Source organism: Rhodococcus sp. NPDC127593 (assembly GCF_042671975.1).
Taxonomy (GTDB): Bacteria; Actinomycetota; Actinomycetes; order Mycobacteriales; family Mycobacteriaceae; genus Rhodococcus_F.
The window spans coordinates 1-15312 of sequence record NZ_JBHXWI010000114.1 but is presented as its reverse complement, the minus strand read 5'-3'; the positions used below and the strand labels follow the sequence as shown (position 1 = coordinate 15312).

General features: G+C 61.2%; 14 protein-coding genes and 2 pseudogenes. 7 read left to right on the top strand and 9 right to left on the bottom strand.

What is annotated here, in order from left to right; translation table 11 throughout:
• Window positions 1-321: 321 nt before the first annotated feature.
• Window positions 322-779 (bottom strand): annotated as a pseudogene (locus tag ACFVJ3_RS47760) (transposase); the annotation flags it as partial.
• A 17-nt stretch (window positions 780-796) separates the two neighbouring features.
• Here ACFVJ3_RS47760 and ACFVJ3_RS47755 point away from each other — a divergent pair.
• Window positions 797-1268: pseudogene (locus tag ACFVJ3_RS47755) on the top strand (hypothetical protein); the annotation flags it as partial.
• A gap of 433 nt (window positions 1269-1701) precedes the next feature.
• On the opposite strand, the gene ACFVJ3_RS47750 reads toward ACFVJ3_RS47755, so the two are convergent.
• The 7 genes from ACFVJ3_RS47750 to ACFVJ3_RS47720 form a co-directional block, all read right to left on the bottom strand.
• A complete protein-coding gene (locus ACFVJ3_RS47750; RefSeq protein WP_378458737.1) occupies window positions 1702-2268 on the bottom strand; it encodes a cysteine hydrolase family protein in 567 nt (188 codons plus the stop codon).
• Between the two features lie 13 nt (window positions 2269-2281).
• Entirely contained in the window at window positions 2282-3091 is an 810-nt protein-coding gene (locus tag ACFVJ3_RS47745) for an SDR family NAD(P)-dependent oxidoreductase (RefSeq protein ID WP_378458736.1), read from the bottom strand.
• A gap of 41 nt (window positions 3092-3132) precedes the next feature.
• A complete protein-coding gene (locus ACFVJ3_RS47740; protein ID WP_378458735.1) occupies window positions 3133-4338 on the bottom strand; it encodes a M24 family metallopeptidase in 1206 nt (401 codons plus the stop codon).
• A 215-nt stretch (window positions 4339-4553) separates the two neighbouring features.
• Complete coding sequence (locus ACFVJ3_RS47735; RefSeq protein ID WP_378458734.1) at window positions 4554-5090, bottom strand: aromatic-ring-hydroxylating dioxygenase subunit beta; 537 nt, start codon at window positions 5088-5090, stop codon at window positions 4554-4556.
• Window positions 5091-5376: 286 nt separating this feature from the next.
• On the bottom strand, window positions 5377-6720 hold the full coding sequence (locus ACFVJ3_RS47730) for a Rieske 2Fe-2S domain-containing protein (RefSeq protein ID WP_378458733.1): 1344 nt from the start codon (window positions 6718-6720) through the stop codon (window positions 5377-5379).
• Window positions 6704-7981: an NAD(P)/FAD-dependent oxidoreductase gene (locus ACFVJ3_RS47725; RefSeq protein ID WP_378458732.1), complete on the bottom strand. Its 1278-nt coding sequence runs from the start codon at window positions 7979-7981 to the stop codon at window positions 6704-6706. The genes ACFVJ3_RS47730 and ACFVJ3_RS47725 overlap by 17 nt, the downstream gene beginning before the upstream one ends.
• Window positions 7982-7985: 4 nt before the next feature.
• The gene (locus tag ACFVJ3_RS47720) at window positions 7986-8177 is read right to left on the bottom strand and encodes a ferredoxin (RefSeq protein ID WP_378458731.1); all 192 of its coding nucleotides are present in this window, start codon (window positions 8175-8177) and stop codon (window positions 7986-7988) included.
• Between the two features lie 476 nt (window positions 8178-8653).
• On the opposite strand from ACFVJ3_RS47720, the gene ACFVJ3_RS47715 reads away from it, so the two are divergent.
• The 6 genes from ACFVJ3_RS47715 to ACFVJ3_RS47690 all read left to right on the top strand — a co-directional run bounded on the left by ACFVJ3_RS47715 (window position 8654) and on the right by ACFVJ3_RS47690 (window position 13859).
• Window positions 8654-8995, top strand: coding sequence for a hypothetical protein (locus ACFVJ3_RS47715; RefSeq protein WP_378458730.1), 342 nt, complete (start codon window positions 8654-8656; stop codon window positions 8993-8995).
• A gap of 98 nt (window positions 8996-9093) precedes the next feature.
• A complete protein-coding gene (locus tag ACFVJ3_RS47710) occupies window positions 9094-10341 on the top strand; it encodes an amidohydrolase family protein (RefSeq protein ID WP_378458729.1) in 1248 nt (415 codons plus the stop codon).
• A gap of 371 nt (window positions 10342-10712) precedes the next feature.
• Window positions 10713-12278 carry a class I adenylate-forming enzyme family protein gene (locus tag ACFVJ3_RS47705; RefSeq protein ID WP_378458728.1) on the top strand — a complete coding sequence of 522 codons (1566 nt, stop codon included), beginning with the start codon at window positions 10713-10715 and terminating at the stop codon, window positions 12276-12278.
• Between the two features lie 32 nt (window positions 12279-12310).
• Window positions 12311-12472 carry a hypothetical protein gene (locus tag ACFVJ3_RS47700; RefSeq protein WP_378458727.1) on the top strand — a complete coding sequence of 54 codons (162 nt, stop codon included), beginning with the start codon at window positions 12311-12313 and terminating at the stop codon, window positions 12470-12472.
• Window positions 12473-12808: 336 nt separating this feature from the next.
• Window positions 12809-12949, top strand: coding sequence for a hypothetical protein (locus tag ACFVJ3_RS47695; protein ID WP_378458726.1), 141 nt, complete (start codon window positions 12809-12811; stop codon window positions 12947-12949).
• Window positions 12950-13031: 82 nt separating this feature from the next.
• Window positions 13032-13859: a mycofactocin-coupled SDR family oxidoreductase gene (locus ACFVJ3_RS47690; RefSeq protein ID WP_378458725.1), complete on the top strand. Its 828-nt coding sequence runs from the start codon at window positions 13032-13034 to the stop codon at window positions 13857-13859.
• A gap of 116 nt (window positions 13860-13975) precedes the next feature.
• Here ACFVJ3_RS47690 and ACFVJ3_RS47685 read toward each other — a convergent pair whose 3' ends face one another.
• Window positions 13976-15109 carry an IS630 family transposase gene (locus tag ACFVJ3_RS47685; RefSeq protein ID WP_378458738.1) on the bottom strand — a complete coding sequence of 378 codons (1134 nt, stop codon included), beginning with the start codon at window positions 15107-15109 and terminating at the stop codon, window positions 13976-13978.
• Between the last annotated feature and the right edge of the window lie 203 nt (window positions 15110-15312).

Sequence of the window (15312 nt, the reverse complement as noted above, 5' to 3'; positions counted from 1 at the left end):
ATCCGCTACGAGCGCCACGGCGAACACTTCGCCGGCTTCCTTCACCTCGCCGCCGCACTCACCTGCTTCAAGAAGCTCCCCACATGAGACACGCTCTTAGTAAGCTCGTTCTTTCTCCTAGATTGAACCTCCGTTTAACCCCGTTGAACCCGGATGCACCGATTCTCCGATGTGGTCGCTGCGAGATTCGGTGTGCGCCTTGGGACGGCGTGTGGGCGTAGTTGATCGTCCGACCACTCGTTTCGGGTTGTTCCACTGGGTCTTTCGCGTCGTGGATGGGCAGGTGTTGCGGGCGTTAGGCGATGATCGGCTGAGCGCGACCTAAGGTCGTGTCGACAAGTTGTGCCAGGCCGTTTCCCACGGCCAGTGGGTCGGTAGGTGGAGTGTCAACCTCCGAGCGGAGGAGGCGATGCGTGCGGGGACCGAGACGAGGGTGCGCCGGATGGTGCCGGTGGTTGCTTTAGTCAGTTTGGGATCGCTGGTGAGGGTGCCGGCGGCGCGGGTGAGGTTGAACGCCATCACCGGGCAGACCAGCCAGGCGGCGTTCGCCGGAAACGAGTTCGACGGTAGATGGGCGAGTGCGGAGTTCTTCAGGTCCGCGTGCACGTGCTCGATGATGGCGTGCTGGCGGTGCAGTTTGTCGGCGGCGCGACGGTATCGAGGTCGTCAGGGTCGGTGGTGAAGAACGCGTGGAACCGCCAGATGTCGAACAACGTGCCCTGGCTCTGGTCCGTGGGTGGTCGCAGGTCCGGGATGCGGCGCACCACCATGCGGCTCGGGGCAATGGGGACCGTCTTTCGACCGCCCTTATGCACCGTCGACGCTGGGATCGTTTCTTCGCCAGTTCACCTTCGGGCACGTCCGGGCTCGACGCCGTCGCCTCGCGATTCTTGTGCAGTCTCGCCGAGAAGACCCCGGTGGTGGCCGGCATCTGTACCGGACGGGTGCTGGTCGATATCGACGATTCCACCATCGAGGTTCACGTGGCGATTCGGCGTCCTACGGGCATCCCTCCCTCGGTGCCGCGATCCGTGCCGGCGCCGACGCTCTCGGTAACCGTGCGCCTGACCTCCACCATCAAGCGCGCGATCGAATCGATCGACGACGACGCCGCGTGGACGCCGATCGAGTACACCGACGCCGTCTACGACGAGGGCACCGACACCTGGATAGGCTCCGGATACGGCTACTCCGGGGTCCGCGGGTTGAACGCCCTGCTCACTACGGTCACCACCGACACCTGCGCGCCAGTGATCGTCGGACAGCGAGGATCGCCAAGTCAGCGATGCTGTCGGCGCCGCCGACCATCCCACCAACCAGGGACCCGACCTTGCGGCCGGGGCACCTTTGTCGGTCGGCACGCTCAGGTACTGATCGGCGAGGTTGAGCAGGCCGCTGGCCTGGGCCAATGCCATCACCGGGACCAGTCCCGCGGTCGACATCAGATTCGGGTCGTCGAACCTCGCCGCAGCGATGGGCCGGGTGTGAGATAGTGGCATCTGCGAGATGCCCTCCGGTGTGGTGTGAATTGACCCTAGACAAGATCGATTTCCCACTACGGCAGGCCATTTCGTCATTACGCCCCGTTCACCACCCCGACCGAAATCGGTGTATCCGGGTTTAATCTAGGCCACTACGCCCCAGCAATGACCATCATGTTCAGACCCCGGACTACTGGCGTGTTTTCAGCATCATGACTCCTCAGGAACCCAGTCCACGCAGCCACTCCGCGCTGGAAACGATCTCTGCGCTCCACGGATCCTTGAAAGCTTCGAGCAAACTAGCTTGAGCATCGCCCGGCTGGTAACAAAGGTCCTCAAGGACGACAGCCTCGAAGTCCCGGCACCGCGCATCAACCAGGGTCCCGAGGATGACCCCACCGGTAGAGATCCCGGCGAGCGCGATCCGCTCGATTCCGAGGGCCCGGAGGATCGGCTCGAGGGGGGTGTAGGCGAAGGCGCTGATGCGTGTGCAGTCGATAACGATGTCGCCCGGCTCGGGTTCCACTGCCGGGTCCAGCCCATCCGACACGTCCTTGAGGAACATGCCGGCAGGTTCGATCGCCCGCCGGGATGCGCTTGGGGTGGGCAGTTCGACATACTCATTCCGGAAACTGAGCTTGGCGTAGATCACCGGCACACCTGCGGTCCGAGCGGTCGTGATGCACTGCGACAACCGCTCCAAGTATGCTTCCGGCTCCGAAGGCATGTGTGTGATTGGCGGCTGCGCGTGGCCGACGACGAGAGCTGTCGAGAATGGTTCGGGCATTTCTTCTCCTCGATCAGTGGATTGACAGGCCGCCGTCAGCGACCAGCATCGCGCCATGCAAGTAACTAGCCTCGTCGGAGGCGAGGAAGACGGCGGCACGTGCGATCTCACTAGGCTCTGCGAAGCGCCCAAGTGGAACCGCCGTCTCAAACTCGGCGACCATCCGGTCCGCGACCTCTTTGGCCCGCGCTGACGACGTTCCTTCTCCCAAGACGCGCTCGCTGTTTCCGACCAGGTTGGTCGAGGTTGCCCCGGGTGCAATGGAGTTGATTCGAACCCCCGTTCCAGCCAGCTCCCAAGCGATCTGTCGGGTCAGGCTGGCGATTGCCCCTTTCGATGCGGCATAGGCGGCGCCACCGCCACCACCAAGGAGGCTGGCCGTAGAAGTGGTGTTGACAATGGCGCCATGCTTTTGTGGGACGAGATGGCGCAGGACATGTTGGATCATAAAGGCGGTTCCACGTACGTTGACCGCAAAGACCCGGTCCCACAGTTCGGGCGTTACAGTGTCCACCGGCTCCATCCGGTCCTGGATACCGGCCACGTTGATGAGTGCATCAAGGCCACCAAGTGCATCGACCGCAGCATTTACAGCAGTCGCGACTTGATTGACGTCGCTGATGTCAGCTCCGATTGGCACTGCTGCTTCGCGCCCCAGTTTGTCCGCAGCATCTTCCGCGCCCGCCCTGTCATAGTCAACCAGAGCAACTCGCGCGCCCTCCTGGATGGCGACGTCCGCGATCGCATTGCCGATCCCACTGGCGGCGCCGGTCACTAGCACGCGCTTGCCCTCGAGTCGTAGTGGTCTGGTAACGGTGGTCATCGTGAGTGCTTTCCCTTCGATTCGCGCTGGTGACGAATCCGTTATCGTTCATAGATCGCGGTTGGAAGCTGATTTAGCTGTTCCACACCGTCGGCGGTGATAAGGAAGTTGCTGCAGACCCAGTGCACGTAGCCGCGGTAGAGATACAGCGGGTGGACAGCAATGTTCATTCCTGCTTCGATCGTCAGCGTCTCCTCCGGCCGGATCAGAGGCCTTTCGACGATGTCGAAACCTTGGCCATGAGAGTAAAGTCGCCTCTCTTCGGGTCGCCCGTTGTCACGCATGAACGCATTAAAATCCTCCCAGATTTCAGCGGGAGCAGCGCCCGGACGTAGGCGATCCAAGGTGTAGGCCTGCGCTTTTAAGGCGAACTCTAATTCTTCGCTGAGTTCGTCGGGCACTGTGCCCAGCACGACCGTGCGGGTCATGTGGGTATACAAGCCAGATGGTCCGTTGGACTCGATGAGGATATGGACCATATCGCCCTCGCCGATCACGCGGTTCTGGGCGGACAGTTGTTTTCCGGTTGCCGGCGTCTCCGAGTTCCCCGAGGCAGCAACGAATAGGCCCTGGCTGCTCCCCAACGAGGTCACGATCTGTTGGGCGATAATCGCAACTTCGCGCTCCAACATGCCCGGGCGAATCTGATCGATCACCTGAAGCATTGCATCGTCCTGCGTCCGGGCGGTCTGACGAAGAAGGGCTTGTTCTTCGGATGACTTGATGGCCTTGATGCGGTCCACGTGGTCGGAAGCATCGACAATGCGGATTCGTGGGTACGCCCGGCGGATCGCGCCCAACGTGGCGGCGGAGATCAGGTGACTGCCCACCACCCCCACGGTGGCTCGGTCGAAACCTTTAAGTGCTTCCACGACGTTGGCTTCGTCATGTGCGACCGAGTAGTTGATCGTAGAAAAGCTGGGAGCGGTGAGGACGCGGTCAACTCCGCGCCAGGTGCCGTCGTCGAAAGTATCCATGTCGGCAGGGTTGCCGGTAGTGACGAGCGCCGTTCCGGCGTCTCGCGTGAACACGACCGTTGTGGTGAATCCGCCCCACGGCTGGTAGTCGGACAGGTAACGGACATATCCCCCGACGAAATCATTGTTTCCTTGGGCCAAGAGCACGTCGATACCCTGGCGCTCCATCTCTTCCCGTAAGACACGCCACCTGCGCTCGAGATCTTCGTTCGAAACCGTTGTAACGCCGTTCCGAACGACGGTTGGGGCCGATGCCGATTGACGTGTCACTGTCGAAACCTTTCGTTAGAATCTGTTGAGCCTGTTCGCATTCGGATTCAGGGTGAACCAGTGTCAAGGAACGCGGGGGCGTAACCGACAACCAGCACGACCGCGACCTCATCCAAGCGTGGCGGCGGCTCGGATGAGGTCGCTAACTTGATGGGCCAGTGGCCGTGGGCTTTGTGCCGAAAGTCGGTCGCACAATTAGCGGAATGCGGCTCAGACTAGATGACGAGTCTGAGGTGGCCGGTGTTGAGGACGCGCTGGTCGAGGAACACGACCCGGCTGCCGAGTTTCAGGACCCCATCCTGGTCGTGCAGCACGTCGTGCCGGCCCGCCGGCACGAAGATGACAGGCTCGGCTTCGCGGGCGAAGCTGAGCAAGACACTGGCGTGCACGTCGTAGATGTCGGGCACGTCTGGGCGAGGCTCGATCCTGATCGAGGACAGAAACCGTCGTGTGCGTTGAGGCGGGTTCTCGCCCCAGGCGAACTCGACCATGTCGGGCGCATAGCGCAAGGTCCACAGCGACGCGATGGAGGACTTGGTTTCGTCCACGATGAGGAACTTTTCGTTCCAAGGACTCCTGGAGGCAGTGTCCGGTGTCTGCGTATGAGGAATCTTGTAGGTGAAGTCATCGGTGACCAACTCAAGCCAATCCGTGATGCGTCGCTCATCGAGCAGCGCCGCCTCGCGCGCTAGAAACTCATCCACGCGCGCACGGACAGTTGGGTCAACCCCGACCGTGGTGCTTATCAGCATGATTCGTTACTCCGTTATGTAGTAGGTGATGCCTTTGCGATGTTGCTAGGGAGCGAGTCGAGAGGGCCCGGTCGGCTCCGATAGCAACTGCGATACGGCCTCCGCGTTCTGCCATGACAGTGCCTCGAGCTGAAGAGCGTCGAGCCTGATTGTGTGCTCGAAATTGGGCGAGTGGATCTCAAGTCGCTCGCCGTTGTGAGTCCGAACTTTCCGTACCCACGCCAACCCGAACTCATTGCCAATGGACAGGACCTGCCCGTCCTGAACCACACCGGCGTTCTCCGCTTCAGGCATTGACATCAGCTGCCTCGACAGGCTTCGGCGAGGGGTTCTCCCCCATGATCTCGGCCCACCGCCCGTATAGAGAACGGAATTGCACGTCATGGAACGGACCAGGGTAGACCTTGCCTGGAAAAACTCTGCTCGGCGCTGGCTGTTCGTCACCGATTGCCGCATAGTTATTGTCCAGTGTCATCCCTGCGTTACCTTGGTTGGCCTGGGAGGTGGAGTTCCAGTTGTGAAAGTCGTCCAGCTCGAAGATGCCGCCCATGTTGAACGTCCGCGCAAATGCGCGCTGAGACAGCTGTTTCCACTCATCGGTAGCGCGCTTGGGAACCACCAGCCAACTCCACACCTCTGTCTCGGTCGCCGAGATCGGCATCCAGACACGAATATTGATGATGTTCACGGGAGGGAGGTCATCTCCGAGATCGGTGACCACAGCCTCGAACACGGAGAAGTTCGGGAAGCAGGTGCTGAGATAGTAGATGCGGCGATCAGAACCTTGAATCTCTGTTTCCGAGAGATTCTCTTCGAACTCCGGCCATAGGTGCTGCTCCAACCCGGGAAAGACATACCGGTCGAACTGTGCCGGCATCTGTTGATGCTGGCCCGCGTGGCCACCCTCCACGGTGTAGACAAATATGCTCTCACCAGAAGGGTCGCCTTCGGCAACCATCTCCGCGCCTACGTTCGGCAACATCGACATGACACCCGCGGCCCAAGCAGAGTGATGCGTGACATCTCCATGGTATGCATCGCCGGTCCAGTTTTCGGATCCGCTCTTCCAGTTGAACTCACCGACAGCGCGCACCGGAGGTCCGTACGCCTCGTACTCGGTCTTCTTGAAGACCGTGTTCAAATACCACGTCATGTCGCCCAGGACTTCCTCCAAGGGCGCGACGTCCTGGTTAAAGGTTGCGAAGATGAGGCCGCTGAAGACGGCCACGCGCGCGTCTTTGAGGCCCAGCGACGCACGGTCAACGCCATTCGGGTACAGCGCCGGCGCCTCGGGAACTCCCCGCAGACGGCCGTCGTTTGAATAAGTCCAGCCGTGGTAGCCGCAGCGGAAATGCGAGGCGTTTCCTGAGTCAGCAGCGCACAGCTTCACACCTCGGTGACGACAGCTGTTGAGCATCACACGCACCCGGCCATCCTCAGCGCGCGCCACGATTACCTCGTCGCGCACAATCCTCCGAGTCACGTAATCACCCGGCTGCGCGATCTCACTCTCATGACCCACGAACTGCCATGAGCGATCGAAGATATTCACTACTTCACGTTCGAATACCTCCTCGTCGAAGTATGCGTGACGGTTGATCAGCGACCCGTCCTCAGTTCCTAGTGACATGTTCCACTTCCTTCCTAGTTTCAGACTGGGTCAGGCCACCCAAGGCCTCCCCCGCCAGTTCCATTGCGTTCTTCCAGGAATTACGGGTCTCGATATGCGCCCGCAGACGAACGGCAAGCCTCGGTTGGTCGATTGTCAGACAGCCCACGAGCTCCCCTCCCTCCTCATACAAAGCACAAAAACCGCGCCCACCTGAACCTCTCACCGTGACGACACGGGACTTGTCTTCCGTGCCGCTGGTGTGCCCCATCGCCGCAATTCGATGGCCATGTAACGTCGTCATGAAGTGCGGAGTCGGCGCGCTCCATGGTTCTCCCGCTGGATCTGGCGAAAGCATCGAGAGGGCCGCACCAGCGCCTTGCTCCGCCGCATTGGACCAATGTTCAAGCCGCACTGAACGACCCATCGGGCCCCCTGGCCAGCACGCCACGTCGCCGGCTGCGAAGACGTCCGGCAAGCTGGTCTTCAGTCGCTCGTCGCAGACCAGACCATTCGCGATCTCAGCTCCGGAATCGAGTAGCCACTGAACATTCGGCGTTACACCAGTGCCCACGACCGCAAGGTCGGCTGTGACTTCCAAGCCGTTGCTCAGTTGCACCCCCACGCCCGGCGCTGTCCCGCTACTTGCAGGCGTGATCTGGTTGACAGCGCTGCCAAAGATGTGCCGAACACCGGCGTTGCGCTGGATGTCGGCGATGTCCTCGGAGACCTCCTGCCCGAACGCCCGGAGGAACGGCCCGCTGTCGAAATCGACAAGCGTCACCTCTAAGCCGAGATACCTTGCAGCGCTTGCTATCTCGCAACCGATCAGGCCGGCACCGATCACAGCCACATGGCGGCTTTCGCGCGCAGCGGCTCGCAACCGGAGTGCGTCGTCGCGGGTACGAACCGTGTGGACCCTTCCGGGGTCGTCGACAGGAAAGCGCAGGACCGGTGCTGCGCCGGTAGCAATGAGGAGCCGGTCGTATTGCAAGCTCGACCCGTCACTGAGCAGAATCGTCTTAGCTGTGCCATCGAGGCTTGTCGCCGCCACCCCATGGCGCACGTCGATCCCAAGTGCCTCAAGATGGCCCGAAGGGCGCAGCCCTATACTAGGCATCTCGTCGGCAGTCAGCGCTTCCTTCGAAAGCACTGTCTTGTCATATGGCGCGTCTTGGTCGGGGTCGATCAAGACGACGCGATCATCACATTGGGAGCGAATCGTCTCGGCCGCAGTGACGCCAGCGATCGACGCGCCCACGATGACGTAGGTCTGGGCCATCGCTTCAGCCCACCGAAATTGCGTTCACCGGACAAGCACGATTTGCCTCGTGGACCCGCGCAGCCAACTCGTCCGACGGCGTCGCGTCAAGGAGCACGACCTTGTTGGACGATTCATCCAAGTCGAATACGGCCGGCGCGACCACCATGCATGTCGCATAACCACGGCAAACGGAAAGATCCACAGCGACTCGCATTACCAAACTCCTTCTCTTCTACTTAACGTCCGGCAACAGACGTGATGTACATCACCGCGCCGACGATAGAGACTACGATCACACCGGGAGCGGAATTTGTCAACTAGTTAGTTAAATCTGGCAGTCCGCGGCATCCTGACACGCACAGGCGGCCCTGCAGCAACGGCGAGTGCAAGTCAGACCCAAAGCCGTTGTCGTGTTGGTAATTTGATCTTCCGAGGGGTCGGACGGCCCTCTAAGGTGACCCATCGGGTGCGCAGCGGGGCCTGACCGCCCCCCGGGCGACGAGTCATTTTCGTGATGCTTGACACATCCCACTCGTGAGATGTAAACATAATAAAGATTACATAGACTGCACTCTCCGCGCAGAAGCCCGACACGCCTAATGCATTGACCGCGCGTCCCCTTCTGGCTCTAGCGGGGGTCTCTGATGCTTCCCCCGTTAGCTTCTCCAAGCGAAATTAGAAAGGTACAACATGAGTAGTTTGCTGGTCCGTGCAACGATGCCGATTCTTCCCGGTAAGGCGCAAGCGGCCAAGGAAGCCGCCCGAGCCCTGAAGGAACGATCCGACCGTGAAGACAAGGGCATGCTCGTATACCAGTTCTTTGTCGACGCAAGCGAAGAGAACATAATTGCATTCGAAGGATACAAAGACCTGACGTCCTGCCTCGCCCACATCGACGCTTCGGACTTCGGTCCACTATTCAATGCGGTGGACGCACGACGAATGGCCCTTCAAATACATGGAGATGCAGATGACGCCGCCGCCGCCTTCGCTGCGATTGGTGAATTCGAACTGTATAGCCCAGCCCTGTAACAGCTCCGAGCAGCCGCGGAGTACACCAGCAAGCTCGTCAGGGGCGCCGATCCCTGGCTACTACACATTAAAAATCTGAAAGAAAACAAGGAGATGCAATGACGCGGTTGGTTTTGACAAATGTAAACCTTCTGGATGGTGAGAACCCACCGGTGCCTTTGTCAACGATTGTCGTTGACGGTGATCGGATCAGCGACGTTGTTCGGGGAGGCCCGGTAGCAGCGCGCGAAAGTGACAAAGTTCTGGATCTTAGTGGTCACACGGTCATGCCGGGCATGACGCTCGGTCATTTCCACGCCGCCTACGTTGAGGTCGGCAGTACCCAGGTGCCGTTCGGGCTTGAAAATCAGCCTGGGTACACGGCCATGGCTGCCGCCAAGAACGTGGAGACAGCCCTTTCATACGGATTTACCGGAGTGGTCGGCGCAGGTGCAACGAACGACCTCGATCCAGCACTTGTGCAGGCCGTCGCGGATGGTCTCGTGAACGGTCCCAGAATTGTCCCTTGTTCTAGGGAAATGTCGACCACGGGACACTCGAACGACTGGACTCCTTGGTGGTGGGACTCGCGGGCGATCGGTGCGACGCGCGTACTCGACGGCGCTGAACAGTTCCGCCAAGGGGTTCGCGAAGAGATCAAGCACGGCGCACGCATGATCAAGCTGTATCTTACTGGTGGGCACGGTGTTTACTCACCAAAAGAGCAGATGGAAATGACCGAGGATGAGCTCCGAGCCGCAGTGGAGACCGCGCATTCCCGCGGTGCACGGGCACGCGCCCACATTGCCAACAAGCACGCGATCATGCTCGCTCTGGAAGTCGGGCTCGACGTGATTGACCATGCCGACGGCATGGACGATGAGGCCATTAGTGCAATCGTTGAGGCCAATGTTCCTGTTGTTCCGGGTGCATATTTCCCGCAGCGGATCCTTGGCATCCTCGAACAGGAAGGTCGCTACGAGAGGGCCGCTGCCATGAGAGAAGACGTGGAGAAGGACAATGACGCTCTCCGCAAGGCAGCACGTGCTGGTGTCAAGTTGTGCCTCGGGGATGACTACGGAGCCGCTATTCTACAGCACGGTCAGTACGCCGAGGAAATGCTGTCCTACGTGAAGAACGTCGGTTTGACTCCGTTGGAAGTCATCAAGATGGCTACAGTCAACGGTGCCGAACTGCAAGGTGGCATCGGAGCCGAGGCCGGGAAGATCGATGCCGGCCGCCGCGCCGACCTGGTCGTCCTTACAAGTGACCCAAGCGTCGAACTCAGTATCCTCGGTGACCGCAACAATATCGCCGCCGTGATCCTCGACGGCCAAGTCAAGGTTGGAGCCCTCCCAACCAGCTAACGGCGAGAGGGCCGCTGGGCGTGGGGTTGACAACACCGTCTGGAGCCGCGAGATCGAATGCGCGGTTACCAACGGCAAGAATGGGATCGGTGCGCCGTCGTCTCGTCGCCGATCCAGAACTTCCCTCACAGGACGAAGCTACTCCGTCGCCACGTTTATCTCCGTCCTAACGCGAGCTTCGCAACCGTTGCGAGACAACTTCGAATGGACTTCCTCGAAGCTACGTCGCCATCAAGGGCGACATGACGACCGACTGGTTCGCGAACCTCGTTCTACACCGGAAACGCTCCGGGCACGGCTGAGGCCGTCAACTCCCTGCCGACTACACAGCGGGACGCCGTGAGAGCTCCCCCCTCGAATAGGAAGGCACCATGACTGGCGCCCAAACGCTTCACGAGATATTTAACGCGGTTGCCCGCAGCACCCCGGACAAGGTCGCGGCCATCGCATCTTCCGGTCAGACCCGAACATACGGGGAGCTCTCCGAGCGCGCGACGGCCATCGCCACTGCCCTGCACTCGCATGGGCTCACCTACGGTGACCGGGTATGCCTGATGCTGGACAATTGCATGGAATGGGTGGAGACATTCTTCGCCTGCCTACAAGCAGGATATGTCGCGGTCCCGGCGAATCCAGACTGGACACCGTCAGAACTCACTTACCTCCTCAACCACTCAGAAGCGAAAGCTGTGATCTGCCGGCCGGAGTCCGCCGACCACATGGAAAGGGCCGAAGGGTTCACCCCGGGCGAACCGATCTTGTTCGTTACCGGCGACGGCGATCTCTTTGGCAAGCCCGGACAGATGCCCTATCGCGACCTCCTAACGGCTGGCCCCGCGGCAGCACAGGAACTAAGCGCTCCCGATCCAACTGCGACCGCGATCATCGCCTACACCTCTGGCACCACCAGCGGTACGCCCAAGGGCGTCGCGCTCAGCCATCGCACCATACTTGAGCTCGGTCTGGCATACGGACGCGTCGTAAACGCCACCGACCGCGACCGGTGCCTCTTCGTGACACCACTGTTCCATCTCAACGCCGTCGGCGCCGTCCTCGGCGCCTTCTCTGTCGGGGCAAGCATTGTCTTCCAGCAGAGGTTCTCTTCCTCCAGCTTCTGGCGTCTGGTCGATACGTACCGCCCGACATACCTCTTCTCCATGGGCACCATCTTGAATATCTTGATGACGCTTCGACCCGGCCCACTTGAACGACAGCACGACATGCGCGCCATGTACGTCCTGGGCGTCGGCGCCGCGGCGCAGGCCACCGAGGACAGATACTCAGTGGCAGTCGTGGACGGATACGGCATGAGCGAGTATCCCTGCGGCACCTACACTCCCGTAGGCGAGCCCCGCAAATCGGGCTCCGCGGGCAAGCCGTTCTACCCGGGCCACATGCGCATCCAACTCGACGACGGCACCGAAGCCGCACCGGGCCAGACCGGAGAGGTCCTCTTTCTCGCCGAGCATTCCTTCGACGGCTACTTCGCCGACCCAGAGTTGACGTCCGAGTCCTTCTCCGGACCGTGGTTCCACACCGGCGATCTCGGCTACCTTGACGATGACGGCTACTTCTTCTTCGTCGACCGTAAGAAGGACATCATCCGCCGCGGCGGCGAGAACGTCTCCAGCCTGCAGGTCGAGGAGGTGCTCAGAAGTTCACCGGAAGTCGTCGATGTCGCGGTCGTCCCTGTCCCCGACGACGTACTAGGCGAGCGTATCGCGGCCGTTGTAGTCGCCGCTCCCGGAGCGAAGCCATCCTTAGAATCTCTGCGCGCGCACGCGGCGAAGTCGCTTGCGCAGGTCAAGCTCCCCGAATCTCTGGCGATGGTCGATAGCTTGCCACGTACTCCGACGGGGAAGATACAGAAGTTCGCGGTCAGAAATGCTTTGCGGGCCGAAGCGGCAACGGTCGAGCAGCGCACGCCGGCGGTTTGACGGCCCGCCGATACATGCCAGAGATATCGAGGGTGACGGCAGACCTCATCTGGATCCGGCACGACATCGACATGCGCGCTGTCGCGGATCTGACGGCCCGGCGTCGGACCGGTACGGGGGCCTTCGAGTTCGTCGCACAAGCGCAGCCCATGGCTGCGGAATCGTCCTGCGTGTCGTTCTGCGGCGGTCCGTGAGAGAAAGTAGCGATCGACAACTGGTTCGAAAGCTCACATCAAAAGTTCCTAAGTCGACGCTGGCCGAGCCTGTAGCACTATACGAACGCCGCAGCGGCGTCGCGCACCTCTCAGGTGGCCCACTCGCCGCCCGTCCAGGTGGCGAGGATTGGGACAATCCCCGAGATTTGTGCTGCCTCGAATAATATTATGCTGCAGCAGCACCTTCCGAGCAGCGTTTCCCCTGTTCAACTTCATCTCCGATCTGGCGTTCCTGGCGCGGCTTCGCCAAGTAGAAGTGCTGCGGGTCGTGCTCGTACAGAACTACCTCCCGTCACCGACGCGCGGGGACGGGAGGTGATCAAACGGCGGGAGGCCCAGGCGGAGGGTCTCCCGCCGGGCAGATCCCGCATCACCTCGCCGTATGACCTCAATGCCCGGTGGGGCGTCAAGCGCGACACGTTCTGGAACGGCTACAAGGTGCACGTCGTGTTTTAATTACATAAAGATTATAATCATTAACACAGAAGAGAGGTCGCCGTTGGGCGATCAACTCCGACACGACGAGAGAGAGACGCGAATGGGAACACTGGACGGCAAGGTCGCATTCATCACCGGAGCCGCACGCGGGCAGGGCCGGAATCACGCCGTGGCCTTGGCGAGCGAGGGTGCGGACATCATCGCGACCGACATCGGAACCCAGGTGGAGACAGTCCCGTACCCTACCTCGACCGCCGACGATCTTGCCGAGACGGTACGTCAGGTCCAAGCTCAGGGCCGCAGAATCCACGCCTCTCAGGTCGATGTCCGTGACCTCGCCGCGCTCACCAAGGCTGCCGATGACGGTGCAGCAGAACTGGGCAGAATCGACATCGTCCTGGCCAACGCCGGCATTTCGACGATGGCGCCCACGCTCGAGATGGATGAGCAGATGTGGGACACCATGATCGACATCAACCTGACCGGGGTGTGGAAGACCATCCGTGCGGCCGCACCGCACATCGTTTCCGGTGGTCGCGGCGGATCGATCGTCATCACCAGTTCGGTCGCGGCGCTGATGACCTACCTGAACACACCCCACTACTCGGCAGCAAAAGCGGGGCTGGTGGGGATGATGCGGGTACTGGCCAAAGAACTCGGCCCGCAGAATATTCGCGTGAACTCGATTCACCCCACGACCGTGGAAACCGACATGATACTCAATGAGGTCACGTACAGGCAGTTCCGCCCCGATCTCGAGAACCCGACTCGGGCCGACTTCGAAGAGGTAGCGACGACCGTGAACACGCTGCCGATTCCCATGATCGAGGTTCGGGACGTCACGGATGCCGTACTCTATCTCGTCGGCGACTCCGGGCGCTACATCACCGGGACTACTCATGTCCTCGATGCCGGTAGTCGGCTCTGACTTCGCCACCATAGAAGAGTGACCCGTAGGCGCTGACTGCGCCCACGGGTCACGAATTGCGATGAACCTAGTAGACCGTCGCGGCTAAGTGGTCTGATTCGTTAATTCGTCGGGGGTTATGCCGCTTGTAGGGTTCGGTCGTGGTGGTCGAGTCGTTCGAGGTGTCGGTGCAGGTCGGTGGTGGTGTAGCGCCACTTGAACGGCACGGAGGTGGCGTTGTACCGTTCCTCGAAGGCGAGTAGGCGCTGTTCGACAGCATCGAGGTTGTCGAAATCGTTGGGCGAGACCACTTTGCGTTGGATTATGGAGAAGTAGATCTCGACCTGATTGAGCCACGAGGCATGCACCGGGGTGTGCACCATCACCGCGTTCGGATACCTCGCGGACAGCCGATCGATCGCGGCCCGGCCCCGGTGCGAGGATCCGTTGTCGACGATCCAAAACACCCGTTGCGCCGACGCATAGGGCTCGCAGGTCATGACCTGATCGACCAGGGCGGTGAACGGCACTATGCCGGTGGACTGTTCGCATCGACCGAACACCCGGGCGTGGTGGACGTCGTAGGCCGCCAGATACGCCAACGCCCCACCGCGGCGGTAGTCGTGATTGACGCGCATCGGACGGCCTTTACCGGTCGGCTGGGTGTCATGGCAACGGCGACGGGCCTGGATGGAGGGCTTTTCGTCCGCGGAGATCACGTACTCGTCCGCGCCCAGCTCGACGCCGTCGTACCTGCGGGCATATAGATCGAGGACGACAGCGGCTTTGGCCTCGAACCGCGGATCCCGGACGAAGATCCACGACTGGTACTGCCAGGGTTTGAGGGCGTCTTGGGCGAGCCAGCGGCGGACCGTCGACACCGAGGCGCTGATCCCGTCGGTCAGCAGCTGCCGTGCCAGTTCCGGGGCGCTCCACCGCGACAGGGGCAGCTGGTGCTCGGCCGGCAACTCGCACGCCCACGCCTTGACCCGGGCCACGTCCGTGGGGGTGTACACCGGTGGGCGCCCCGATCGGGGCGCGTCGACCAGTGCCTTGATGCCCTTGGCGCAGAACCGGGCCCGCCACTTGCGGGCGGTATCGACACAGATGCCGAGTTCATCGGCGATGGCCGCGTTCGAGGCGCCGTCGGCGGCCATCAACACGATCACCGCGCGCAGCACCACCTTCTGCGGGGTGTTGCCCGCCCGCACCCGCCGCTCGAGCTCGACGCGGTCGACCTCGTCCAACGCGACCTGGAACGGACTGACCATCACCACAGCAGCACCATCAGGTCACATTCATCACACATGCCACAACCTTCGCGTGCGACACCCCCGAGATAGGTGACCGACACGGGTGGTCATCGGGCACGATGAACCCTGTGCCGACACCACCGGAATCGACGAAGAACTCGCTGCGCCTTCGGTTGTTCGACCATGCCCGCGCCCGCTGGCCGCAACTGCGTGACGTCGAC

Excerpts from the sequence above, each read along its gene's own strand:
- ACFVJ3_RS47720 (WP_378458731.1), bottom strand. The coding sequence starts at position 8,177 with ATGCGAGTCGCTGTGGATCTTTCCGTTTGCCGTGGTTATGCGACATGC.
- ACFVJ3_RS47735 (WP_378458734.1), bottom strand. The coding sequence starts at position 5,090 with ATGCTGATAAGCACCACGGTCGGGGTTGACCCAACTGTCCGTGCGCGC.
- ACFVJ3_RS47705 (WP_378458728.1), top strand. The coding sequence starts at position 10,713 with ATGACTGGCGCCCAAACGCTTCACGAGATATTTAACGCGGTTGCCCGC.
- ACFVJ3_RS47730 (WP_378458733.1), bottom strand. The coding sequence starts at position 6,720 with ATGTCACTAGGAACTGAGGACGGGTCGCTGATCAACCGTCACGCATAC.
- ACFVJ3_RS47710 (WP_378458729.1), top strand. The coding sequence starts at position 9,094 with ATGACGCGGTTGGTTTTGACAAATGTAAACCTTCTGGATGGTGAGAAC.
- ACFVJ3_RS47750 (WP_378458737.1), bottom strand. The coding sequence starts at position 2,268 with ATGCCCGAACCATTCTCGACAGCTCTCGTCGTCGGCCACGCGCAGCCG.
- ACFVJ3_RS47725 (WP_378458732.1), bottom strand. The coding sequence starts at position 7,981 with ATGGCCCAGACCTACGTCATCGTGGGCGCGTCGATCGCTGGCGTCACT.
- ACFVJ3_RS47685 (WP_378458738.1), bottom strand. The coding sequence starts at position 15,109 with ATGGTCAGTCCGTTCCAGGTCGCGTTGGACGAGGTCGACCGCGTCGAG.
- ACFVJ3_RS47715 (WP_378458730.1), top strand. The coding sequence starts at position 8,654 with ATGAGTAGTTTGCTGGTCCGTGCAACGATGCCGATTCTTCCCGGTAAG.
- ACFVJ3_RS47745 (WP_378458736.1), bottom strand. The coding sequence starts at position 3,091 with ATGACCACCGTTACCAGACCACTACGACTCGAGGGCAAGCGCGTGCTA.
- ACFVJ3_RS47690 (WP_378458725.1), top strand. The coding sequence starts at position 13,032 with ATGGGAACACTGGACGGCAAGGTCGCATTCATCACCGGAGCCGCACGC.